This window comes from Stenotrophomonas maltophilia R551-3 (assembly GCF_000020665.1).
In the GTDB taxonomy this organism is placed as follows: Bacteria; Pseudomonadota; Gammaproteobacteria; order Xanthomonadales; family Xanthomonadaceae; genus Stenotrophomonas; species Stenotrophomonas maltophilia_L.
This window is the reverse complement of record NC_011071.1, coordinates 4,157,241-4,178,995: the sequence shown is the minus strand read 5'-3', so window position 1 is coordinate 4,178,995 and position 21,755 is coordinate 4,157,241. Positions and strand designations below refer to the sequence as shown.

The following is a 21,755-nucleotide window of genomic DNA, read 5'->3' as shown; positions in this document are numbered from 1 at the left end:
TGCCTGCGTTTTCAGCGCGCAGGAGCACCCCCATGAAGGGCGACACCAAGGTCATCGAATTCCTCAACAAGGTCCTCTACAACGAGCTGACCGCGATCAACCAGTACTTCCTGCACGCCAAGATGCTGAAGAACTGGGGCATCAAGGAACTGGCCGAACACGAGTACAAGGAATCGATCGACGAGATGAAGCATGCCGACATGCTCGCCGACCGCATCCTGTTCCTCGAAGGCCTGCCGAACTTCCAGGCGCTGGGCAAGCTTCGCATCGGCGAGAACCCGACCGAGATCCTGCAGTGCGACCTGTCGCTGGAACGCGACGGCGTGGTCACCCTGCGCGAGGCCGTGGCCTATTCCGATTCAGTCGGCGACTACGTCAGCCGCCAGCTGTTCGTGAAGATCCTCGATTCGGAGGAAGAGCACATTGACTGGCTGGAAACCCAGCTTGACCTGATCGAGCGTATCGGTGAGCCGAAGTACCTGCTGAGCAAGCTGGAAGAGTGACCTGGCGTCGAGCTTGCTCGACTGTGATCAGCATGGCGACGGTCGAGCAAGCTCGACGCTACCGATGCTGTGCCAGGTAGCCCGTCAGCGCCACGCGCGCGCGGGCGAATTCCGCAACCAGCAGCGCCACCGCCACGGCGGGGCGCTGCAGGCTGCCGGCACGGGCTTCCTGCTCGATGCGCTGCGCGACCGCCGACAGCGACAACACGCCCACATTCGCACTGGATGATTTCAGGGTGTGCGCGAGCGCCTGCAGGCGCGGCTCGTCGCCGTTCTGCGCGGCCTGCTGCAGCTGCTGCACCATTGCGGGTGCATCTTCCAGGAACACCGCGACGATCTGGAGCGCGGCATCGCCGATCACCGCGTGCAGTTCGTCCAGAACACCGCGGTCAAGCACCGGCTGTGGCTTGGAGCCGACCCGGCTGTCATCGTCTTGTAGAGCCGAGCCATGCTCGGCTGATGGAGCGCGACTGCTATTGGCCGTCAGCCGAGCATGGCTCGGCTCTACAGAAGGCCGTGCAGGTGATGCAGCTCTACCGCCCCCCCAGCGCTGCAACAGCGCATGCAACGTGGCGCGCGCGATCGGCTTGGACAGGTAGTCATCCATACCGGCCTGCAGGCAGCGTTCGCGGTCACCGGCCATGGCATTGGCGGTCATCGCGATGATCGGCAACCGCGGGCGACCGGCTTCCATTTCCTCGGCGCGCCACTGGCGGGTGGCGGCGTAGCCATCCAGCACCGGCATCTGGCAGTCCATCAGCACCACGTCCACGCCGCCCTCGCGCAGCGCGAGCAGTGCCTGTTCGCCATCGCTGGCGTTGCGCACCTCGCACTGGAATACCCGCAGCAGCTGTTCGGCCACCATGCGGTTGACCGTGTTGTCTTCCACCAGCAGCACGCGCAGGTGCAGCGGCGGCAACGCCGCAGCCGGTTGCCCGTCTTCCGCGTTGGCCAGCAGCGCAGCCGGGCGCGCATGCGCCACCGGAACGGCCAGCAGCGCATGCAGGGCGGCATCGTCGAAATGGGCGGGCAGCTGGTGCTGGCGCGGGTGCGGCGAAAGCGCCTCATCCTGCAGCCACAGCACCCGCAGTGCGTCGTCCTCGCCACGTTCGGCCAATGCCCGCTGCAGCGTCACCTCGCCGTTGCGGCGCGCACGTGCATCAACCAGCAGCCAGGCAGGTGCCTGCCGGCCAGGGCGCGGCACCGCGCGCAGGCGTTCGACCAGTGCATCCAGTTGCGGCAGCGGCTGAACCTGCAGGCCATGGTGGGCCGCGACGCGCTCGACGCGTGCCTGCAGCGTGGCATCGGCACTGAACAACAGCAGCGCTGCGGGTGTGCGCGCCATCGCGGGCAGATCGCCGGGTACCTTCAGCAGCGGAATCTCGAACCAGAACGTGGCGCCCTGGCCCGGCGTGGACTGCACGCCGATGCGGCCCTGCATCAGGTCGATGATGCGCTTGCAGATGGCGAGGCCCAGGCCGGTGCCACCATAGATGCGGGTAGTCGAGGCATCGGCCTGGCTGAAGGACTGGAACAGTCGCGCCTGTAGTGCCTGGTCGATACCGATGCCGGTATCGGTGATCTCGAAGCGCAGCTGGTGTTGCGCGGCACCTTCGCCCAGCCGCTGCACGCGCAGCTGCACCTGGCCACGCGCGGTGAACTTGATCGCGTTCGCAAGCAGGTTGCTCAGCACCTGGCGCAGGCGCACCGGGTCACCACGCACTGGCAGCCGTACCGACGGGTCCAGCTGCAGGCCCAGTACCAGGCCCTTCGAATCGGCGGCGCGCTGCATCAGCTGCACCACGCCATCGAGCAGCTCGCGCAGGTTGAAGCTGGTGATCTCCAGTTCCAGCGCCTGCGCTTCCAGGCGCGAGTAATCGAGGATGTCGTCGACGATGCGCAGCAGCTGCTGCGAGCTGGCCGAGGCGGTGGCCAGCATCTGTCGCTGGTCCTCGCCCAGCGGTCCACGTGCGATCAGCTCCAGCATCGGCAGGATGCCGTTGAGCGGCGTGCGGATCTCATGGCTCATCGTGGCCAGGAACTCGCCCTTGGCCAGCACCGCCGCTTCGGCGGCCTGCTTGGCCTGCAGCAGCTGCTGTTCCAGCTGGCCCTGGCGTTCGGTGGTGCGGCGCAGCTGGTCGCGCTCGCTGGCCAGTACGCTGCGCTCGCGCTGCAGGCTGGCCAGCGCACGGTTGCGCGTGCGCAGGCGCAGGCCCATCAGCAGCACGATGGCGGCCGCAGCAAGGGCAACCAGCAGCGCGCCCCACAGCGGCACGTCAGAGCACCGCGTTGTGGAAGTCGAAGTTCAGGTCACTGCCGGCCGACTGCACCATGTTGCCCTGGATGTAGTCGACGCCACCGACCCACATCGCGGCGGCGGCCTGCGGGTCTTCGATCTGCTGCCCGATGATCTGCAGGCCGGCGGCATGCGCCTGCTCGATCGCCCTGCGCAGTTCTTCGCGGGTGGCCGGGTTGGCATGGCTGCTGGAGAAGCGCGCGGCCATGCGCACGAACGACAGCGGCAGCTGGGTCAGCAACGCATCGGCGTCGGCACTGGGTTCGAACTGGCTCAGGCAGAAACGCACGCCGGCGCCGGCCATGCGCTGGCAGAACTGCTGCAGTGGCACGGTGTGGATCAACGCGTCGGGCAGGCGTACGTCGATCACCAGCGCACTACCGGGCAGGTCGCGCCGCTGCAGCGATTCCAGCAGCCAGTCGGCGAAGGCATCGCGCTGCAGGGTACGCAGTGACTGCGAGACGAACAGGTTCAACGGTTGTGTGGCATGCCGGTACAGATCGAGCAGGCCCAGCGCATGGTCCATCACCTGCTGGTCGAGATCAGCGATGCGGCCTGCCGCTTCCGCAGCCGGAATCACCTGGCCGGCAGCCAGTACCGTGCCATCGGCCTGGCGCAGGCGCAGCAGCAGCTGGTACTGCGCGGTGTTGCCACCGGCGACGGCGACGATCGGCTGGTACGCCAGTTCCAGCTGGCCTTCCAGCAGGGCCAGGTGTTCCTGTTCGGTGATCGCCTGGCGATGCACATGGCCGGCGACGCCGGCGCTGAGCAGCCGCGCCTGCAGGGTGGTGCGTTCGACCGCTTCCAGCGCGCTGTTGGCATCGTCGAAGCCCGGCGACATCGGCGCGTAACCGACCACGCCGCGCAGGTGCACCGATTCGTCGTCGCGGATCACGAAGGCCCGCGCCGACAACTGCTCGCGCAGGGTCGCGGCGATGCCTTCGAGGCTGTCTTCGTCAGCACTGCGGGCCAGCAGCAGGAAACTATTGTCGTTCAAGCGCGCCAGCAGGTGCGGATGACCGGCCTCAGCCAGGCGCTGCCCGGCCTGCACCATCAGGCGCTCGAACGCGGCATAGCCGTAGCGCTCGCGCAGGCCCAGCGCGCTGGCCACTTCAATGAAGAACACGCCCCCGTGGTCGCGGTGGGCGAGCGCGGTGTTGAGCTGCTGCAGCACGTGGTGGCGGGTCGGCAGGCCGGTTTCCGGATTGCTGGTGGCCGGTGCGCCGGTAGCACCGGGCAGGGTCGCGGCCTGGGCACGTGCGCGGCGGATGCGGTTGGCCACCGCCGCGATCAGGTGGCGGGGGCGGATCGGCTTGCTCAGGTAGTCATCGGCACCACTGTCGAGCACCTCGAACTGGCGCTCCGGGTCCGGATCGCCACTGAGGAACACGATTGGCAGCAGCTGCAGGCCAGGCTGCTGGCGGATCAGCGCGGTCAGGCGCATGCCGTCCAGGCCGGGCAGGTGCAGGTCCATCAGGATCAGATCGGGGCGATGTTCCTTGATGGCCTGCAGCGCGCCATCGGCATCGCTGTGCACGATCGCCTGCATCCCGGCACCGTGCAGCACGCTCTGCGCGAACAGGGCCTGGGCGCGGTCATCCTCGACGATCAGCACGCGGTAGGGCGAATCGGAGGGCGGCGGTGCCTGGTCGTTGTTGCCTGCTTCAGCCAGTGCGCCCGGGCCGGGCAGCGGCGGCGGTGCGCTGCCGATCGTCGCCGGCGTGTCGACTGTGGCCAACGACGGCGTTGCCGCCGGTGCCACTACGACCGCGCTTGCCGGGTCAGCGGCCCAGCGTTGCCAATGATCGGCCGGAGGGGTTTCAGCGCGTCCCGGGCGGGCGCCCGCGGGGGATTCGTTTGCGGCCATCGGTGCTCCTGGTGTTCGCGTCCATTATGCGACAAGCCCGACGTTCAACCGGTGCCGGGCTGTCGCGGACCGTCTGCGGAGACGCCGCGCGCCAGCCAGCGCACGCCTTTCCACAAGGTGCGCCAGACCATCCACACCAGCAGGGCACCGGCCAGGCTGCAGGCCAGCACCACGATCAGCGCGATCCACGGGTGTGCCAGGGCCAGGGCCAGGCCACCGATCACCACGGTGTCTTCGGCAGCGGAGGCAACCCAGTTGCTGGCTGGTTCCGGCGAGGTATTGAGCAACGCGCGGGTGCCGGCCTTCAGGCCATGGCTGGCCAACGCGACACCGGCGCCGGCAGCAAGCGCGCCGGTGCCCAGCTGCCCATCGGGCGACAGCGTGGCGGCGGCGAGGAAGGCGCCGGCAGGCACGCGCGCGAGTGTCTGCACCAGGTCCCAGGCCGAGTCCACGCCGGGAATCTTGTCGGCGAAGAACTCGGCCACGGCCAGCGCCGCCGAGGTGCCCAGCACCCACCATGACTCAGTGGCCTGCAGGGCGGGTGGGAGATCGACCCAGCCGAGCAGGCCGGCCAGGCCGACGCCGAACACGGTGAGGTAGACACGGATACCGGCCAGCCAGGCCAGCAGGATGCCGATCACGAACAGGTGGGCTTCGGTCATGGCGATGCTCCGGCGGCGGAACTGTGCAGGGGGCCACACTATCGGTGATGGCGTGCCTGAACGCCACAGACCGCCGCCGCTCCCTGCGCAGGAAACCCACCTGTCCTGTCATACACTAGCCCGTCGTTTGCCACAGGGGCCGTATCGGTGTCGCCCTCGCGATGCCCCGGAAACCACCCATGAACAACCGCCCTCCCATGCGCGTGCAGGTGCGCCTGCCCGGCGCGCCGCAACCGCCGATGGACCGTCGCCGCCTGCTGGTGATCGGTGGCATCTGGCTGCTCAGCCTGGTGCTGGCCGCGCTGGGTGGCTGCTGGATGGCCACGCCGCGCGATGCGCAGGGCCAGCGCCTGCAGGCCGCCGAGAAGCGTGCCGAGGGCCTGCAGACGCAGCTGACCGAGCTGCGCCAGAAACAGGCCACGCTGGAAGCCTCCGACCGCATCAGCCGCGCCGCCAACACCGAGGTGCAGTCCTCGCTGGCCGAGCGTGACGAAGAAATCGCCGGCCTGCGCGCCGACGTCGCCTTCTACGAGCGCCTGGTGGGTTCAACCAGCCAGCGCAAGGGCCTGAACACCCATTCCATCGAGTTCAGCCCGGAAGCGGCCGGCACTTGGCAGTACACCGCCGTGCTGACCCAGAATCTCAACCGCGGTGCCATCAGCCAGGGGCAGATGCGTTTCACCGTGGAAGGCGTGAAGAACGGCAAGCTGGCCACGATCAGCTGGGATGATCTGCACCAGCGCAGCAAGGTGCCGGGACAGGATTACTCGTTCCGGTACTTCCAGCAGATCAGCGGCAGCGTGATGCTGCCGGCTGACTTCACCCCGCAACGCGTGCGGGTGACATTGGGGAGTGGTGCGGGGGGCACCACCCAGGTATTCGACTGGAAACAGGCCGGTGCGCCGGCCGCCAAAGGGGAGTAGGCAGATGTTCGGAAGCAGCAAATCCAACCGTGAAGGCCAGCTGGTGGTGGATGCCCTGATCGGCAACCAGGTGGTGATCCGCGGTGATGTGGAATTCAGTGGCGGGCTCTACGTGGAAGGCCGCATCCATGGCAAGGTGATCGCCGCCGAAGGTGCCAGTGGCGCGACCCTGACGGTCGCCGAGCATGGCGTGATCGAGGGTGAGATCCGTGCCCAGGTGGTCGTCATCAGCGGTCGCCTCGACGGTGACGTGCATGCTACCGAGAAAGTCGAACTGACCCCGAGCGCGCGGGTCAACGGCAATGTCCATTACCAGGTGGTGGAGATGAATGCGGGTGCCCAGCTGAACGGCCGCCTGATCCATGCCAGCGCCCCGATGGCGGCCCTGCCGGCCCCGGAAGGTGATGAGGCCAATGGCGGCAAGGGTGACACCGCCGCGCGCCGCAAGCTGGCCGAGGCGATGGCTTGAAAGCCATCGTCGGCACCCCCATGCTGAGGCCATGAGCACGCTAGTCTCCCTGCCCGGCGCCACCCCGGTTGCCGCGCCCGATTACCAGTCGCTGGAGCGCCCGCTGAACTTCACCGAGTCGGCGGCCGCCAAGGTCAAATCCCTGATCCAGGAAGAGGGCAACCTCGACCTGGCCCTGCGCGTGTATATCGAAGGCGGTGGCTGTTCGGGCTTCCAGTATGGGTTCGAGTTCGACGAGAACCGTGCCGAGGACGATCTTGCGGTGCAGACCAGCGGGGTGACCCTGCTGGTCGACCCGCTGAGCCTGCAGTACCTGATGGGCGCCGAAGTGGATTACACCGAGAGCCTGACCGGTGCCCAGTTCGTGATCCGCAACCCGAACGCCAAGACCACCTGCGGCTGCGGCAGCAGCTTCAGCATGTAAGCAGGGCGCGGGGCCTGCCCCCTGCGCGACAAGGTGTGGGGAGCAAGCTCCACCCCACAGCTGGTTTCCGCAAAGCCTGCGGCTTGCCACCCGCATCGATTGACGGCACGCTTGTCGGATGCCCAATACTTCTTCGCCGCTTTCCGGTTTCGCCTTCGTGGGCGAACCGCTGGAGCGCGCCGATGCCCTGCGCGACGATGCCGATGCACTGGCGCGCCTGTGGCCGGGCGCGCGCATCCTCGTGCTCGATCAGGACGGTACCGCCTTCACCGGCGATGACGACCAGCCACTGGCGCTGACCGGCGCCGACATCGGCGGTGGTCCCGGTGCCGCAGTCTTCCTCGGCCTGCGCGGCGAGCAGGCCTGGTTCTCGGTCGAAGCCGCCAGCGTTACTGTTGCCGCGCCGCGCCGGCTCGACCTGCGCCAAGCCGCGCTGCTGTGGTCGATGGCCGATGCGACCGCCTTCAGCTACGCCCGCGGCATGTCCTACTGGCATTCGCGCACCCGCTTCTGCGGCGTGTGCGGCGGGGCCGTGGCGTTCTCCCGTGGCGGCTTCGTCGGCCGCTGCGCGCAGTGTTCCACCGAGCACTACCCGCGGGTCGACCCGGCGGTGATCGTGGCGGTGGAGAACCAGGGCCGGCTGCTGCTGGGCCGGCAGTCGAACTGGGCACCGCGCCGTTACTCGGTGCTGGCCGGCTTCGTCGAACCCGGCGAGACCTTCGAACAGACCGTAGTGCGCGAAGTACACGAGGAGAGCAAGGTGCGGGTGAGTGCCTGCCAATACCTCGGTTCGCAGCCGTGGCCGTTCCCGGGCGCGCTGATGATCGGCTTCCGTGCACAGGCGCAGGATGACCTGCCGACCGTGGACGGAGAGCTGGAAGATGCGCGCTGGTTCAGTGCCGACGAGGTCGGCGCGGCACTGGCACGTGATGTCGAGGACGATGGCCAGGGCATCCGCCTGTCGCCGCCGATCTCGATTTCGCGGGGCCTGATCGAGCACTGGTACCGCCAGCAGCGGGGCTGATGGCGAGGGGCTGCAAGGCTTGCGCTGATGCCAGCATTGCCGCCACCTGAACACGCCTCGGGTTACAGTGCGATCCACCGCGGGAGGCGTCGCTGCGACAGGTAAGGTAGCGACGCCTAGCGTTCTGTTTCGTAGGGAGACCTGCCATGTTCACCACTCTGGCCGCCGTGCTGGTAGCACTGGCCCTGGGCCATGTGGCCCCGGCCGCTGCCGCTTCGCTGCGCCGTTTCGACGGCTTCCGGCGCTGGCTGGGCTGGCTGGACGCGCGGGGTGGCAAGGCCTGGCAGGGGCCGGCAGGCGTCGCCCTGGCGCTGCTGCCGCCGCTGTTGCTGATGGCGCTGCTGGCGTGGCTGCTGCGCGGCGTGCTGTTCGGCCTGCCATCGCTGCTGCTGGGCGTGGCGGTGCTGGCGTGGTGCTGGGGCCCGCGCGACCTGGACCGTGATATCGAAGCGATCATCGATGCCGATGACGCGGCGACGCGCCAGGCCGCGGTACGCAACCTGCAGGCGGCCGGTGGCAGCCTGCGTGAGGACATTCCGTCACTGGTCGAGGCGACCGTACTCAACGCGCTGCGGCGCTGGTTCGCGGTGCTGTTCTGGTTCCTGCTGCTGGGCCCGGCCGGTGCGCTGGGCTACCGGTTGCTGGCACTGATGGCGGAAAGCCCGATGCGCGCCCGCGTGCCGGTGGAGCCGCTGGCGCTGGCGCAGCGCCTGCTGGGCTGGATCGAGTGGCCGGTGGCGCAGCTGATGGCGTTCTCGATGGCGCTGGTGGGCAACTTCGATACGGCGTGGAAGGCCTGGCGCCAGGCCCATGGCGAACGCCTGGCCGGTGACATCGGCTTCCTCGGCGCGGTGGCGCGGGCCAGTGTCAATGCTGAGCTGCGCGAGGACGCGCACGATTACACCGAGGCGGGATTGTTGCCGGTATGGCAGCGGCTGCCGGACCTGCGTGATGCGATGAGCCTGGTGTGGCGGATGCTGCTGCTGTGGCTGGCGATCCTCGCCCTGCTGGTGATTGCAGGCTGGGTGACGTAGTGGCTTTTGCAGGGCTTGCAGCCCTGCACCTGCAGAAGCAACAGCAACAGCAGCTCTGGATTGCTGATGGTTGGGCGGGGCGGTGTGGGGCTGCAGGACACGCCGTAAACCCGTCCTTGGGGGCTCGATGGCGCCATCCATGGCGCCAACGGTCCTGCAGCCCCACACCGCCCCACCCCCGACAGTTTCCCGGTGACGGTTGTTCTGTAGAGCCGAGCCATGCTCGGCTCCGAGCAAGCGCAGCGAAGCGATCCGCTTTCGCTTTTGATCTTCTCTTTCTTTCCCGTGGTGGACGCGCACGGAAACTGTCCGTGGCCGGGCGGGATGGGTTTGCGGGGGTGTCCGCGGCATGGATGCCGCGGCCAAGCCTCCACGGACGGATTCACGGCGTCCCCCGCAAACCCATCCCGCCCGGCCAACCCCATGATCGACAAACGTCGCCCACCACGAGGGGCTGCGCCGTTGGCTGGAAACCTAGATCGGTGCCAGCGCAGTGAACGGTGCCCACGGCAGGTTGCGCAGCAGCGCATACCCGGGCAGCACCCAGAGCCAGAACACGGGATTGGCCAGTACCCGCATCAGCGGGTCGAGCACACGGGGGCGGATGCCGGCGATGTTCAGCAGCATCAGCAACAGGAACGGCAGGCTGATGACCAGCAGCGGGTTCATCGCCATCGCGCCGGGCAGGTCGAAATGGACCAGCGAATACAGGCAGCGGGTGCTGCCACAGCCCGGGCAGTACAGGCCGGTCAGCGCGTACAGCGGGCAGCTCGGCAGGGGATTGCCGGCGACATACGGATTGACGTTGCGCAGCACCACCGTGGCACCCACGGCCAGGCCGGCGGAGACCAGCAGCGGTGCCCAGCGGGCGAGTCGGGAACGAGCGGGAAGCGCGGACATGCAACAACGGATCCGGCGCAGGCGCCGGATCCGTCCAGGCGTATCAGTAGCCGCTGTTGCTCATCGCGCCCATGCCGCCGAGCACAACGAAGAACAGCACGTACAGCACGACCAGCACGGCCCAGGCGATGGCCGACCAGATGGCCCACTTCTTGGCCTTGGCAGCGGAGTCCTGGGCACCGGCAATGTCGCCAGCAGCCAGCTTGCCGTTGACCTGTGCGGCGTAGACGATCGACACGATGCCGGCCGGCAGGCAGCAGAACAGGGTGGTCAGGATGGCCCAGACCAGGTTGTTCGGGACCTGCGGAGTAGCAGTATTCATGGGTTCAAGCTCCTTGATGGGTGGTGGTGGTGAATCATTGGTCGGAAAGAGCGCCCAGTACGGCCAAGCCGCCGAACAGCCCGAACCACAACAGCAACAGGACCGGCAGGGACACGGCCGAAGCCACCGCCCACCAGCCCGCCTTGCGCGACGCGCTGTAGGCCCCCGGGAGGTCGCCAGCCGCGCGGCGGCCATCGACCTGGGAGGCATAGACGATCGACACCACGCCCAACGGCAGGCAGCAGAACAGCGTCGTCAGGATCGCCCAGACCAAGTGGTTGGGGATGTAGACCGGACGGCTGAGCGGTGGTGGTTGATTCAAAGCGAGACTCCATTCCTTGGTGGCCGGCCGTGATGAATCGGCCGGACCTCCCCCCTGTGGGTGCGTAATCTACCGCAACCGGCGTTGCATGTATGCGTTTACAGTCACGGCATGTCGCGTACGCCACTGGACGGTGACGTATGTGGGGGAGTTTGCCGCGCCCGCGCGGCGGGCCTATCTCGTCAGGCGTGATCGCCGCGCAGGGCCCGCACCTGGGCATCCAGCACCGGGGCGGAGGTGGTGTGGCCATCCACCGCCGGCGCCGCGACCACTTCGATGGTGGCGCGGAAACGGCGCGGTACGCGCATGCGGCCCAGCCGGGTATCACGTCGGCTCCACATGCTCGACCACATGCCGCGCAGCGCCATCGGCACCACCGGCACCGGCCGCCGTTCGAGGATCTTCTCCACCCCGGACTTGAACGGTGCCATCTGCCCGTCACGGGTCAGCGCGCCCTCGGGGAAGATGCACACCAGCTCGCCTTCGGCCAGCGCCGCGTCGATTTCGTCGAACGCGCGCTGCATCAGCGCCGGGTCCTCGCGCGCGCCGGCGATCGGGATCGCCTTGGCGGTCCGGAAGATCCAGCGCATCACCGGAATGTTGAAGATCTTGTAGTACATGACGAAGCGCACCGGGCGCGGGATCGTCGCCGACAGGATCAGCGCGTCCATGTAGCTGACATGGTTGCAGACCAGCAGCGCGGCGCCTTCGTCGGGTACGTTGGCCTCGATGCCGTGCGGGCGCAGCCGGTACAGCGTGCGCACCATCACCCAGCTGAGGAAGCGCATCAGGAATTCGGGGACGATGGTGAAGATGTAGATCGCCACCAGTGCATTGGCGATGGCCAGCGCCAGGAACTGCTGCGGAATGGTCCAGTGCAGCAGCTTGTGCGCAGCCAGTGACAGCAACGCGGCGCCGACGATGAAGCCGGAGTTCTGGATGTTCAGCGCGGCGAACACGCGTGACATCTGCGCCTTCGGCGTGCGGCTCTGGATCAGCGCGAACAGCGGCACCACGAAGATGCCGGTGAACAAGCCGATGCCGATCAGGTCGATGACGATACGGATGCTGCCAGGCTGCTGCAGGAACGGGCCGATGGCCAGCCCGTGCACGGTCGCCTCGCCGCTGCGGGCGAAGTACAGGTCGAGCAGGAACGCGGTCATGCCGAACGCACCGAGCGGCACCAGGCCGATTTCCACCGTCCGCGCCGACAGCTTCTCGCACAGCAGGGAGCCAACGCCGGTGCCGACCGAGAACAGGGCCAGGGCGAAGATGTACAGGGTCGGTTCGCCGCCGAGGTTGGTCACCGCATAGGCCGGCAGCTGCGAGGTCAGCACGGTGCCGACGAACCAGAACCAGGACACGCCCAGGATCGCGTTGCGCACTGCCTTCTGCTGACGCGCCATGCGCAGCACCGCCAGCGATTCCGGCAGTGGGTTCCAGTTGATCTTCAGGTTCGGGTCGCCAGCATCGACCTTGGGAATCAGCCGCGCGGCGATGTTGCCGCAGATCGCCAGCGCGATGATCGCGCACGCCGCCACCACCGTACCGTGGCTGCCGGCCACGGTGAACACCAGGCCGCCGACGATCATGCCGGAGAGGATCGACATCGAGGTGCCCATCTCGACCAGGCCGTTGCCGCCGGTCAGCTCTTCGGGCTTCAGCACCGACGGCAGCACCGAGTACTTCACCGGGCCGAACAACGTCGACTGCATGCCGGTACAGAACAGCGCGATCAGCAGCACCGGCAGGCTCTGGGTGAGGAACCCGGTGGCCGCCAGCGACATGATCACGATCTCCATGCTGGTGGTGATCACGATCAGCCGCGATTTTTCCAGTTTGTCGGCGATCTGCCCGGCCAGTGCCGAGAACAGGAAGTACGGCAGGATGAAGATGGCCGGTGCCAGCGTGGCGTACAGCCCCAGTTCTTCCTCCGGCACGGCCATGAACAGCAACATGCTGATGATCGCCTGCCGGTACACGTTGTCGTTGAACGCACCGAGCGCCTGCACGACGAAGAACGGCAGGAAACGGCGCTGGCGCAGCAGGGCGAACTGGTTGTGACCGGACATGGAGCCTCCTTGACCGGCGCAGCCTAGCATTCCTGCCTATCCGCTGTGGGTGCGGACCTGTGGGTGCGGACCGTTGGTCCGCACACTTTGAAAGGCCTCAGACGATATCGTCGACCACGCCGCCATCCACGCGCAGCGCTGCACCGGAGGTGGCCGAAGCCTGCGGCGAGGCCAGGTACACCACCATGTTGGCCACTTCCTCGACCGTGGCGGTGCGCTGGATCAGCGAAGACGGCCGGTGCGCCATCACGAACTCGCGGCCGATCTGCTCCAGTGGCTTGCCACTGCGCTGGCGTTCATCTTCGAACATCGCCGCGAAACCATCGGACAGGGTGGGTCCGGGCAGCACCGCGTTGACGGTGACCCCACTGCCGGCCACGCGCTTGGCCAGGCCGCGCGACAGCGACAGCTGCGCGGTCTTGCTGACCCCGTAATGGATCATGTCGGCGGGAATGTTGCGGGCCGACTCGGAGGAGATGAACAGCACGCGGCCCCAGCCGGCATCAACCATCGCCGGCAGCAGCGCCCGCGACAGGCGCACGCCGGACATCACGTTGGTCTGCCAGTAGCGCTCCCAGGTCGCGTCGTTGGTTTCGAAGAAGTCCTCGGGGCCGAAGATGCCGGCGTTGTTGACCAGGATGTCGACCTTGGGCAAGCCGGCCAGCAGCGTATCGACACCGGCCGCATCGGACAGGTCGGCTGCCACGCCAAGCACATCGGCGCCTGGAACGGCGTCGAGCAGGCGCTGGCGGGCGCGCTCGACGCTGTCGGTGCTGCGGCCATTGAGGATGACCCGCGCTCCGGCGACGGCCAGTCCCTGGGCAATCGCCAGGCCGATGCCTGCGGTGGAGGCGGTGACCAGCGCGGTACGGCCGGTGAGTTCGATCTTCATGGAGGAATCCGGGGCAGGGGATCGCCCAGTATCCGCGCCAGCGCGTGATCGGGATGCAGCACTGGATGCAACATGATGTTGCGTTGGCGGTAGCGCCGGGCCATGCCCGGCGGCAGGCTGTCAGGTGAGCGTGCGTACCGCCTCGTTGGCCGCCGCCCGCACCTTCGGCAGCAGCCGCAGCACCAGCGCCATCTGGGTGCGGATCAGCTGCAGCTTGGGTGGCATGCCCTCGTCGAGCTGTTCCAGTTCGGCAGCCACGGCTCGATCGGCATCGTTGTCGTCCTCCGCTACCGGTTGCCGTGCGGTCAGGGCCGTCGCCAGCTGCTGCAGCGCCTTGCGAACGCGCTCACCGGCAGCCAGCGCCAGCGGATCGCCGGCGTAGCTGTCCACCTGGTCGCGGTGCGCACCCAGGGCCGACAGGTGCCCGAGCAGCGTATTGGACAGCGCCAGGAAGTGGAAGCCGGCATCCAGGTTGCGACGCACATGGCCAGGCTCGCGCAGCATGTTCGACAACGCGGTGGACAGCGCGGCGTCGGCGTTGTGCATGTCGCGGCGGGCAATGCGGTAGGCCAGATCGTCACGCATGCCGCTGCGGTACTGGCCCAGCACCGAATCCAGATAGCGCGCGGCGGTGTCCAGCACCCGCGCCAGCACAAGATGCAGCTGCCGGCCCTGCCAGTCGGGCAGGATCAGGAAGGCGGCCGCGGCGGCGATCGCACAGCCCAGCAGCGTATCGACCATGCGCGGCACGATCAGCACGAAGCCGTCGCCGATCAGGTTGAAGCAGGTCAGTGCCATCACCGTGATCGCCGCCGACGCTACCAGGTAGCGGTCGGTGCGGGTGAAGAAGAACAGCAGCGCCGACAGCAGCGCGATCAGCAGCTGTACGTGCAGCTGTGGGAACAGCTGCAGCAGTGCCCAGGTCAGCACCAGGCCGAACAGCGTGCCGACGATGCGTTGTGCAAGGCGCTGGCGGGTCGCGCCGAAGTTGGGGCGGCACACGAACACGATGGTCAGCAGCACCCACGAGCCGTTCTGTGCATTGAACAAGCGGATCGCCGCGAAGCCGGCGATCAGTGCCAGCGCCATGCGCAGTCCATGGCGGAACAGCACCGAGCCCGGCGTGAGCTGCTGGCGGATACGCACGCCCATCTCGCGCAGGCTATGCGGGTTGCTGTCGCGCAGGCGCGTGTCAACGTTGTCGAGGCTGGCCTCGGAACGCTCCGCATCGAGCAGGCGGCGCTCGATGCTGCGCAGGTTGTGCACCAGCAGGTCCAGTGATCCGAGCAGGCGCTGCCATTGAGGGCGCTGCTGGTCGCGCAGGTAGGCCAGCGCATCGGCCAGGTCGCGCCCGGCCTGCTGGTTGCTTTCGCCATACACGAACGGACGGCGCAGGCGGATCGCCTCGCCCAGCCGCGCGCAGGCCTGGCCCTGCAGGTCGAGCAGGCGCTGGCAGCGGTACAGCACGTCGCTGTGGAAGAACGCATCGACCAGCGCGCCGTACGGATAATGCGAGGAGCTGGCGCGCTCGTGGAAATCCTGCGCCATGTAGTACAGGCGCAGGTACAGGCCGGAATTGACGCCCGGCCGCCCGGAGCGGCCGAAGCGGGCCAGGATCGCGGTCTTGGCTTCGTTGAGCGCACCGACCACGCGCCGGTTCTGTTCGGCCAGGTCCAGCTGGCGACGCTGCAGGTCGGCCTCACGCACCGGTTCGAACAGCGCGGCCTTCAGCTGCAGGTAGCGGCCCAGTTCCACATACAGGCGCGCCACCCGTTCGCGCACCGGTCGGTTGGCGAACAGCGTGGTCCACAGGATCGACAGCAGGCCGTACCAGACCGCACCGGCCAGCAGGTGGCTGACCGCTTCCAGCGCGCTGTGCAGATCGCTGGCACCGTGCTGTTCCAGCCCGATCATGGTGTAGATCGCCAGCGTCACCGTGGCCTGGGCGATGGACGCATAGCGCTCGCCGAGCGCACCCAGCAGGGTCAGGCCGAAGGTGGACAGCGCCAGCGCGCCGATGAAGATCCATGGCCAGGGGAACAGCCAGATCACCGAAGCTGCGGCGAGGCAGAAGCACAGCAGCGACAGCGCCACGGCCTTGGTCCGGCCCCACCAGTTGTCGTCGGTCTCGGCGATGGCGCTGGCGATGATGCCCAGGAACACGCCGGGCAGCGCGGTCAGTGCATCCAGCTGCCAGCACACGGCGACAGCTGCGGTCAGGGCGATGAACACCCGCAGGCCATAACTGGCCTTCTCGTGGGCCCACAGGCGACTGAGACTGGATTGGCGGGCGGGCATGCAGGCTCGGTGGAAGGGTCTCCCACCATTATTGCGGGTGCGGGGTGAAGGGGACAGCCCGCGAAGGAATACCCGGTAGTGCCGGCCGCTGGCCGGCTCTCATGCGCCCGGACGGAGGTGCGAGGAGCCGGCCGGCGGCCGGCACTACCGGTTTGTCGGGTACTACATGTCGAACCGCACGCTCACGGCGAACGTGCGCGGCAGGCCGGCGCCGGCGTTGGACCAGTACCTGCGGTTGGCCAGGTTCTCGACGCTGGCACGCAGGGTCACCGGATGGCCGGACGCCAGCAGGCGATAGCCGATGCCTGCATTCACCAGCGTGTAGTCGGGCAGCTTCAGAGTGTTGTCGGCGTCGTACCAGACATCGCCGTAGTAGCGCACGGCGGCATAGGTTTCCAAGCCGTCTACCCACGGCAGCTGGTAGGTGGCGTGCAGTACGCCGCTCCAGCGCGCAGCACCGGCGGTACGGTTGCCTTCCTGTGCGGCGCTGCCCGGGGACAGCTTGTCGTAGGTCGGATCCAGCCAGGTGACGCCGCCGCCGACGGTCAGTGCATCGTTGAGGTGCAGGTCAGCACTGGCTTCAATGCCTTCGTACAGCGTGATGCCGTCCTGCACCAGGCGCTTGCCGGCCGGCGTGAGCTCATCGATGTTGGCACCACGTTCCAGCCGGAACGCGGCCACGTTCGCATTCCAACGCGCCGCTTCGACCTTGGCACCGATCTCGTACTGCTTGCTGATGGTGGGATCGAGCACGTCACCGGCGTTGATGTAGCTGTTGCCTACGCGGCTGCCCGCTTCCAGCGACTCGATGTAGCTGGCGTAAAGGGTGACCGCCTCGCTGGGCTTGAACATCACGGCGTAGGTCGGGGTGACCGGGTAGGTGTGGTATCGCCCCTTGGTTTCGAAGTCGTTGTAGCGCCAGCCCGCCAGCACCGACCAGCCGCTGCCGAGGTTCACCGTATCGCTTGCGAACACCGCCTGCTGCACCGTCTCGTCGCCGCGGGTCATCACCCGAGAACCGACGGCGTCGTGGCGGATGGCATGGCGCTGGTACAGGTTGGCGCGCCCGATCAGGTTCCACTCGTAGGGACGGTCCCAGCCCAGCCCGGTCTGGTGGCTGATACCCGCCACCACCTGATGCTGCAGCGGACCGGTGCGGAAGCTGCCCTGCAACATCGCCTGGGCCAGCTTCCACTCGCTCTTGCCACCCAGCTCGTAGACATTGACGTCGTAGTCGCCGTTGAGATCGTCGATGTAGGCGAAGATCTTGTTGACGTCGTTCCATGAAGTGGTGACGCCATAACTCAGGCTGGCCTTCCAGTCGCTGTTGATCTGCCAGTTCAAGCCGGTCGACAGCAGGCTGGAGCGTGTGTCGTAGTAGGTGCCGGGTACGCTGTTGTCGGTATCTCCGGCGATCGGCCGCGGCAACGAGGTCAGGCCACGGAAGTAGTACTGCGGCGATTCCTCGCGCAGCTCGCGCGACTGGAACACGCCATCGAAGGTCCAGGTGAGCGCATCACTCAGGCGCGCATCCAGCGACAGTGCACCCACCTTGCGATCGACATGGCCGCCGTTGAAGGTCTCGCCCTTTTCCTGGAAGGCGTTGAAGCGGTAGCCGAACATCTGCTCGTTGCCGAAGCGGCCGCCAACGTCGATGCCGCCGCTGACGATGCCCTGTTCGCGCCAGCCCAGTTGGGCGGAGAAGGTGGGCGTGTCCGTCGGCTTCTTGGTGATGTAGTTGACGATGCCGCCGGGGGTGCCGAAGCCATACAGGAATCCACCCGGGCCTTTCAGCAGATCGACCTGTTCCATCACTTCCAGCGGCCATTCGGTGCCCCAGGACGAGACCTGCAGGCCATTGACCCGGTAGCTGTCGTAGTTCAGCTCCAGACCGCGGTTGCGGATGGGCGAGCTCCAGCCACTGGCATAGGCGCTGACCTGGGTGCTGACCGAAGGGTCGAGCAGGAAGGCTTCGCCCAGCGAGACCACCTGGCGCTGCTCGATCTGCTCGCGGCCAACAGCGGTGATCGCGAACGGAGTGTCGCGCAGGGCGCGGTCGCCCAGTGCGCCAGCGTCGGTATGGGTGCGTTCGGCGGTGACTTTCACTGCATCCAGATCGGTGGCTCTACGGCTGCCGGCCGGCGCTTCGGCATGGGCGGTACAGGCGGCGGAAAGGGCGACGGCCAGCAGGGCCAGGCGGGGGGAAAGGGAAGGCAGCATCGATGGTGGTCCTCGACGGACGGCCACAGGCCATCCGCCCACGGGTGGGGGAAGGGGCAGTGGCTGGGATCACGCAGGCTGGCCGGAGATGGCAGCGGGGCGCCGAGAAGGGGCGCAGGACCATGGCTGGATGAGAATTGTTCTCTTTTCGTTACGGCGCGTCAAACCCGGAAGCGTGCGGACCAACGGTCCGCACCCACCATCCACACCCACCATCCACATCCACCATCCACATCCACCATCTGCATCCACCATCTGCATCCACCATCTGCATCCACCATCTGCATCCACGGTAGTGCCGGCCGCTGGCCGGCAGATTGGCTGTATGGAGAACGCCGGCCAGCGGCCGGCTCTACCAGTAGATCCACGCCATGCGTGGATGGCCCTTCTACGCCTGCTGCGCGCGCTTGAGCAGCTTCGCTTCGCGCTTGCGTGCGCGACGTGCCCGCCAGCGCTCGGCCAGGCACGAGAAGATCACATACAGCGCCGGCGTACTGAGCAGGGTCAGGCTCTGCGAGAACAGCAGGCCGCCGATCATCGCGATACCCAGCGGACGACGCAGCTCGGACCCTTCGCCGAGGCCGATCGCCAGCGGAACCGCGGCCAGGATCGCCACCATCGTGGTCATCATGATCGGCCGGAAGCGCACGATGCTGGCCTCGCGCGCCGCTTCGCGTGGTGCCAGCCCATGCTCGCGCTGCGCCACCAGCGCGAAGTCGATCATCATGATCGCGTTCTTCTTGACGATGCCGATCAGCAGCACCAGCGCGATCATCGAGATCACCGACAGTTCGGTGTTGGTGCCGAACAGCGCCAGCAGCGCGCCCACGCCGGCCGCCGGCAGCGTGGACAGGATGGTGACCGGGTGGATCAAGCTCTCGTACAGCATGCCCAGCACCAGGTACACGGTCAGGATCGCCGCGAATACCAGGATCAGCATGTCGCTGGGGTCGGAGTTGAAGCCGAAGCCGGCGTCATCAGCCAGGCGGATGTCGCCCGGCATGCGCATGCCGGCCACGGTGGCGTCGATGATCGCCTTGGCCTCACCCATGCTCACATCCGGCGCCAGGTTGTAGCTCAGGTCCATCGTCGTGTACTGGTTCTCGTGGGTGATCTGCGACGGCGCCAGCCCCGGCATCTGCTTGGCCATCGCCGTGATCGGCACCATCTCGCCATTGCGCGCCCGCACGTACACCTCGTCCAGTGCCGCCGGCGTAGCGGTCTGCGAGGGCAGGGCGTTGACCACCACGCTGTACTGATTGATGTCCGAGTAGATCGTCGAGATCTGGCGCTGGCCGAACGCGCCGTACAGCGCCCCATCGATGGCGCCGACCGAGACGCCCAGGCGCGCGGCCTTGGCGCGGTCGATCTCGATGTTCTGGCGCAGCCCGGCATTGTCGACGTCGGTGCCGACATCGCGCAGCTTCGGGTTCTTCTTCAGCTCCGCCTGCAGCTTGGGCAGCCATTCCTGCAGCGACGCCAGGTCATTGCCCTGCAGCGAGATACGGTACTGCGCACCTTGGCTGGAGCCGCCGCCATCGTTGCTGGGCAGGTCCTGGATCGCGCGCAGGCGCAGCTGCAGGTCGGGGTAACGGTCGGCCTTGGCGCTCAGGCGTGCCAGTGCATGCGCGGTGGTTTCGCGTCGGCCTTCCTTGCGCGATTTCAGCTCGACGTTGAACTGCGCGCTGGAGCCCTGGCGACCGCTGCCCAGGCGCACGCCCACGGTCTTCACCGCCGGGTCGGCCATCAGCATGTCGGTGATGCGGCGCTGGCGGGCGACCATGTCCTCGAAGGAGACGGTGGCACTGGAGTTGGCGCGGCCCCAGATCAGGCCGGTGTCCTGCGGCGGGAACGCGCCCTTCTTCACTGCGCCGAACAGGAAGATGGTGACGCCGATCAGGATCAGTGGCGTCAACGACAGCAGCAACGCGTGGCGCAGCGAGAAGTCGAGGAACACGGTGTAGATGCGCAGCATGCGCTCGTGGCCGGCATCCAGCCAACGGCCGAAGCGCGACGGCGCCGCCTTGTGGTCGTGGGCACTGAGGAAGCGGCTGCACAGCGCCGGGGTCAGCGTCAGCGAGACGACCATCGACACCACGATGGCCGCGACCAGGGTAACGGTGAACTCGCGGAAGAACGCACCCATCATGCCGCTGGCGAACAGCAGCGGGATGAACACCGCCACCAGCGAGGCGGTGATCGAGACGATGGTGAATCCGATCTCGCGTGCACCGGTCAGCGCCGCCTGCATCCGCGGCATGCCCTCGTCGAGGTGGCGCATGATGTTTTCGATCACCACGATCGCGTCGTCTACCACGAAGCCGATCGCGATCACCAGCGCCAGCAGGCTCAGGTTGTTCAGGGTGAAGCCCATCACGTACATCACCAGCGCGGCACCGGCCAGCGACAGCGGCACGGTCACGGCGGCGATCAGCGTGGGTGCCAGCCGGCGCAGGAACAGCGCCATGGTCAGCACCACCATCGCCAGGCTGATCAGCAGGGTGATCTGCACTTCGTGCAGCGACGAGCGGATGGTCGGCGTACGATCGAAGTACGGTGTCATCGTGGTGCCCGGCTGCAGGTAATCACGCAGCGTGGGAATCTGCGCCTTGACCCGGTCCACGGTCTCCACGATGTTGGCGCCGGCGCGGGTGAACACGTACATCACCACCGCCGGCTTGTGGTCGAACCACGCCGCCTGGTAGGCGTCCTGCTGGCCGTCGTAGACGTTGGCGATGTCCTTCAGGCGGATCACCCGGCCATCGCCCTGGGTCTTCACCACCAGGTCGGCGAAGTCGGCAGCGCGTGCGACCGAATCGTTGGCGATGATCGCGGTGGTGGTGTTGCCATCGCTGAGGAAGCCGGTGGGTGAGGTCACGTTGGCCGCACGCACCGCGTTGCGCAGGTCATCGGCGGTCAGGCCGAGTGCGTTCATCAGGCGCAGGTTGACGTCCACACGCACCGCCGGCGTCGAGGCACCGGCGATGTCGACCGAGGCCACGCCGCTGATCTGGCGGATGCGCTGCGCCAACAGCGAATCGGCGACGTTGTACAGCTCGTCGGCCGACTGCGTCTGCGAGGTCAGCGCGATGGCGATCACCGGGTCGTCGTTCGGGTTCGCCTTCTGGTACATCGGCGAACCCATGCCCGAGGGCAGGTCGGCCTGCGCAGAGTTGATCGCGGTCTGTACGTCCAGCGCGGCCGAATCGATGTTGTGGCCGCTCTGGAAGATCATGAACACCAGCGAGCTGCCTTCCGAACTCGACGAGCGCATGCGGTCGATGCCGGGCAGCTGGCCGAGGTGGCGTTCCAGTGGCGCGGTGACCGTCGAGGCCATGGTCGCTGCGTCGGCACCGGACTGGCTGGCGTGCACGAAGATCACCGGGATCTCGATGTTCGGCAGCGCCGACACGCCCAGCCGCAGGTAGCAGATCAGGCCGACCATGAACAGGCCGATGGCTAGCAGCGCGGTGCCGATCGGACGGCGGATGAAGGGACCGGACAGGTTCATCATGCGGCCCGCCACG

Annotated in this window: 17 protein-coding genes; 6 read left to right on the top strand and 11 right to left on the bottom strand. The window is 67.3% G+C overall.

Annotated elements, in window-relative coordinates:
* Positions 1 to 32 precede the first annotated feature (32 nt).
* Positions 33 to 503: a bacterioferritin gene (bfr, locus tag SMAL_RS18820; protein ID WP_005419804.1), complete on the top strand. Its 471-nt coding sequence runs from the start codon at positions 33 to 35 to the stop codon at positions 501 to 503.
* 58 nt (positions 504 to 561) lie between these two features.
* Here bfr and SMAL_RS18815 read toward each other — a convergent pair whose 3' ends face one another.
* Genes SMAL_RS18815 through SMAL_RS18805 form a run of 3 tightly spaced genes read right to left on the bottom strand, consistent with a single transcriptional unit; the run spans position 562 to position 5,328 of the window.
* The gene (locus SMAL_RS18815) at positions 562 to 2,778 is read right to left on the bottom strand and encodes an ATP-binding protein (protein ID WP_012512306.1); all 2,217 of its coding nucleotides are present in this window, start codon (positions 2,776 to 2,778) and stop codon (positions 562 to 564) included.
* Between the two features lies 1 nt (position 2,779).
* On the bottom strand, positions 2,780 to 4,666 hold the full coding sequence (locus SMAL_RS18810) for an EAL domain-containing protein (protein ID WP_006398832.1): 1,887 nt from the start codon (positions 4,664 to 4,666) through the stop codon (positions 2,780 to 2,782).
* A 44-nt stretch (positions 4,667 to 4,710) separates the two neighbouring features.
* On the bottom strand, positions 4,711 to 5,328 hold the full coding sequence (locus SMAL_RS18805) for a DUF4126 domain-containing protein (RefSeq protein WP_006398831.1): 618 nt from the start codon (positions 5,326 to 5,328) through the stop codon (positions 4,711 to 4,713).
* Positions 5,329 to 5,507: 179 nt separating this feature from the next.
* Here SMAL_RS18805 and SMAL_RS18800 point away from each other — a divergent pair, with 179 nt between their 5' ends.
* The 5 genes from SMAL_RS18800 to ampE all read left to right on the top strand — a co-directional run bounded on the left by SMAL_RS18800 (position 5,508) and on the right by ampE (position 9,202).
* Positions 5,508 to 6,251: a DUF6776 family protein gene (locus SMAL_RS18800; protein WP_012512305.1), complete on the top strand. Its 744-nt coding sequence runs from the start codon at positions 5,508 to 5,510 to the stop codon at positions 6,249 to 6,251.
* A gap of 4 nt (positions 6,252 to 6,255) precedes the next feature.
* A complete protein-coding gene (locus SMAL_RS18795) occupies positions 6,256 to 6,720 on the top strand; it encodes a bactofilin family protein (protein ID WP_006398829.1) in 465 nt (154 codons plus the stop codon).
* A gap of 31 nt (positions 6,721 to 6,751) precedes the next feature.
* Positions 6,752 to 7,144 carry an iron-sulfur cluster insertion protein ErpA gene (erpA, locus tag SMAL_RS18790; protein WP_012512304.1) on the top strand — a complete coding sequence of 131 codons (393 nt, stop codon included), beginning with the start codon at positions 6,752 to 6,754 and terminating at the stop codon, positions 7,142 to 7,144.
* A 118-nt stretch (positions 7,145 to 7,262) separates the two neighbouring features.
* Positions 7,263 to 8,168 (top strand): NAD(+) diphosphatase, encoded by a 906-nt coding sequence (nudC, locus tag SMAL_RS18785; RefSeq protein WP_006398759.1) that lies wholly within the window; start codon positions 7,263 to 7,265, stop codon positions 8,166 to 8,168.
* Between the two features lie 146 nt (positions 8,169 to 8,314).
* Positions 8,315 to 9,202: a regulatory signaling modulator protein AmpE gene (gene ampE, locus SMAL_RS18780; protein ID WP_006398758.1), complete on the top strand. Its 888-nt coding sequence runs from the start codon at positions 8,315 to 8,317 to the stop codon at positions 9,200 to 9,202.
* A gap of 474 nt (positions 9,203 to 9,676) precedes the next feature.
* On the opposite strand, the gene SMAL_RS18775 is transcribed toward ampE, so the two are convergent.
* The 8 genes from SMAL_RS18775 to SMAL_RS18740 all read right to left on the bottom strand — a co-directional run bounded on the left by SMAL_RS18775 (position 9,677) and on the right by SMAL_RS18740 (position 21,739).
* The gene (locus tag SMAL_RS18775; RefSeq protein ID WP_006473646.1) at positions 9,677 to 10,102 is read right to left on the bottom strand and encodes a DUF2752 domain-containing protein; all 426 of its coding nucleotides are present in this window, start codon (positions 10,100 to 10,102) and stop codon (positions 9,677 to 9,679) included.
* A gap of 43 nt (positions 10,103 to 10,145) precedes the next feature.
* Positions 10,146 to 10,424: a CD225/dispanin family protein gene (locus SMAL_RS18770; protein WP_005411298.1), complete on the bottom strand. Its 279-nt coding sequence runs from the start codon at positions 10,422 to 10,424 to the stop codon at positions 10,146 to 10,148.
* Positions 10,425 to 10,458: 34 nt separating this feature from the next.
* Positions 10,459 to 10,746, bottom strand: a complete 288-nt coding sequence (locus SMAL_RS18765; RefSeq protein ID WP_012512303.1) for a CD225/dispanin family protein — start codon at positions 10,744 to 10,746, stop codon at positions 10,459 to 10,461.
* 182 nt (positions 10,747 to 10,928) lie between these two features.
* On the bottom strand, positions 10,929 to 12,818 hold the full coding sequence (locus SMAL_RS18760) for an MFS transporter (protein ID WP_012512302.1): 1,890 nt from the start codon (positions 12,816 to 12,818) through the stop codon (positions 10,929 to 10,931).
* 97 nt (positions 12,819 to 12,915) lie between these two features.
* On the bottom strand, positions 12,916 to 13,710 hold the full coding sequence (locus SMAL_RS18755) for an SDR family NAD(P)-dependent oxidoreductase (protein WP_012512301.1): 795 nt from the start codon (positions 13,708 to 13,710) through the stop codon (positions 12,916 to 12,918).
* A 120-nt stretch (positions 13,711 to 13,830) separates the two neighbouring features.
* Entirely contained in the window at positions 13,831 to 16,008 is a 2,178-nt protein-coding gene (gene yccS, locus SMAL_RS18750; protein WP_012512300.1) for a YccS family putative transporter, read from the bottom strand.
* Positions 16,009 to 16,170: 162 nt separating this feature from the next.
* A complete protein-coding gene (locus SMAL_RS18745) occupies positions 16,171 to 18,228 on the bottom strand; it encodes a TonB-dependent siderophore receptor (protein WP_012512299.1) in 2,058 nt (685 codons plus the stop codon).
* 388 nt (positions 18,229 to 18,616) lie between these two features.
* The gene (locus SMAL_RS18740; protein ID WP_041864691.1) at positions 18,617 to 21,739 is read right to left on the bottom strand and encodes an efflux RND transporter permease subunit; all 3,123 of its coding nucleotides are present in this window, start codon (positions 21,737 to 21,739) and stop codon (positions 18,617 to 18,619) included.
* Positions 21,740 to 21,755: the final 16 nt, after the last annotated feature.

Excerpts from the sequence above, each read along its gene's own strand:
- bfr (WP_005419804.1), top strand. The coding sequence starts at position 33 with ATGAAGGGCGACACCAAGGTCATCGAATTCCTCAACAAGGTCCTCTAC.
- SMAL_RS18810 (WP_006398832.1), bottom strand. The coding sequence starts at position 4,666 with ATGGCCGCAAACGAATCCCCCGCGGGCGCCCGCCCGGGACGCGCTGAA.
- SMAL_RS18805 (WP_006398831.1), bottom strand. The coding sequence starts at position 5,328 with ATGACCGAAGCCCACCTGTTCGTGATCGGCATCCTGCTGGCCTGGCTG.
- SMAL_RS18800 (WP_012512305.1), top strand. The coding sequence starts at position 5,508 with ATGAACAACCGCCCTCCCATGCGCGTGCAGGTGCGCCTGCCCGGCGCG.
- SMAL_RS18795 (WP_006398829.1), top strand. The coding sequence starts at position 6,256 with ATGTTCGGAAGCAGCAAATCCAACCGTGAAGGCCAGCTGGTGGTGGAT.
- erpA (WP_012512304.1), top strand. The coding sequence starts at position 6,752 with ATGAGCACGCTAGTCTCCCTGCCCGGCGCCACCCCGGTTGCCGCGCCC.
- nudC (WP_006398759.1), top strand. The coding sequence starts at position 7,263 with ATGCCCAATACTTCTTCGCCGCTTTCCGGTTTCGCCTTCGTGGGCGAA.
- ampE (WP_006398758.1), top strand. The coding sequence starts at position 8,315 with ATGTTCACCACTCTGGCCGCCGTGCTGGTAGCACTGGCCCTGGGCCAT.
- SMAL_RS18775 (WP_006473646.1), bottom strand. The coding sequence starts at position 10,102 with ATGTCCGCGCTTCCCGCTCGTTCCCGACTCGCCCGCTGGGCACCGCTG.
- SMAL_RS18770 (WP_005411298.1), bottom strand. The coding sequence starts at position 10,424 with ATGAATACTGCTACTCCGCAGGTCCCGAACAACCTGGTCTGGGCCATC.
- SMAL_RS18760 (WP_012512302.1), bottom strand. The coding sequence starts at position 12,818 with ATGTCCGGTCACAACCAGTTCGCCCTGCTGCGCCAGCGCCGTTTCCTG.
- SMAL_RS18755 (WP_012512301.1), bottom strand. The coding sequence starts at position 13,710 with ATGAAGATCGAACTCACCGGCCGTACCGCGCTGGTCACCGCCTCCACC.
- yccS (WP_012512300.1), bottom strand. The coding sequence starts at position 16,008 with ATGCCCGCCCGCCAATCCAGTCTCAGTCGCCTGTGGGCCCACGAGAAG.
- SMAL_RS18745 (WP_012512299.1), bottom strand. The coding sequence starts at position 18,228 with ATGCTGCCTTCCCTTTCCCCCCGCCTGGCCCTGCTGGCCGTCGCCCTT.
- SMAL_RS18740 (WP_041864691.1), bottom strand. The coding sequence starts at position 21,739 with ATGAACCTGTCCGGTCCCTTCATCCGCCGTCCGATCGGCACCGCGCTG.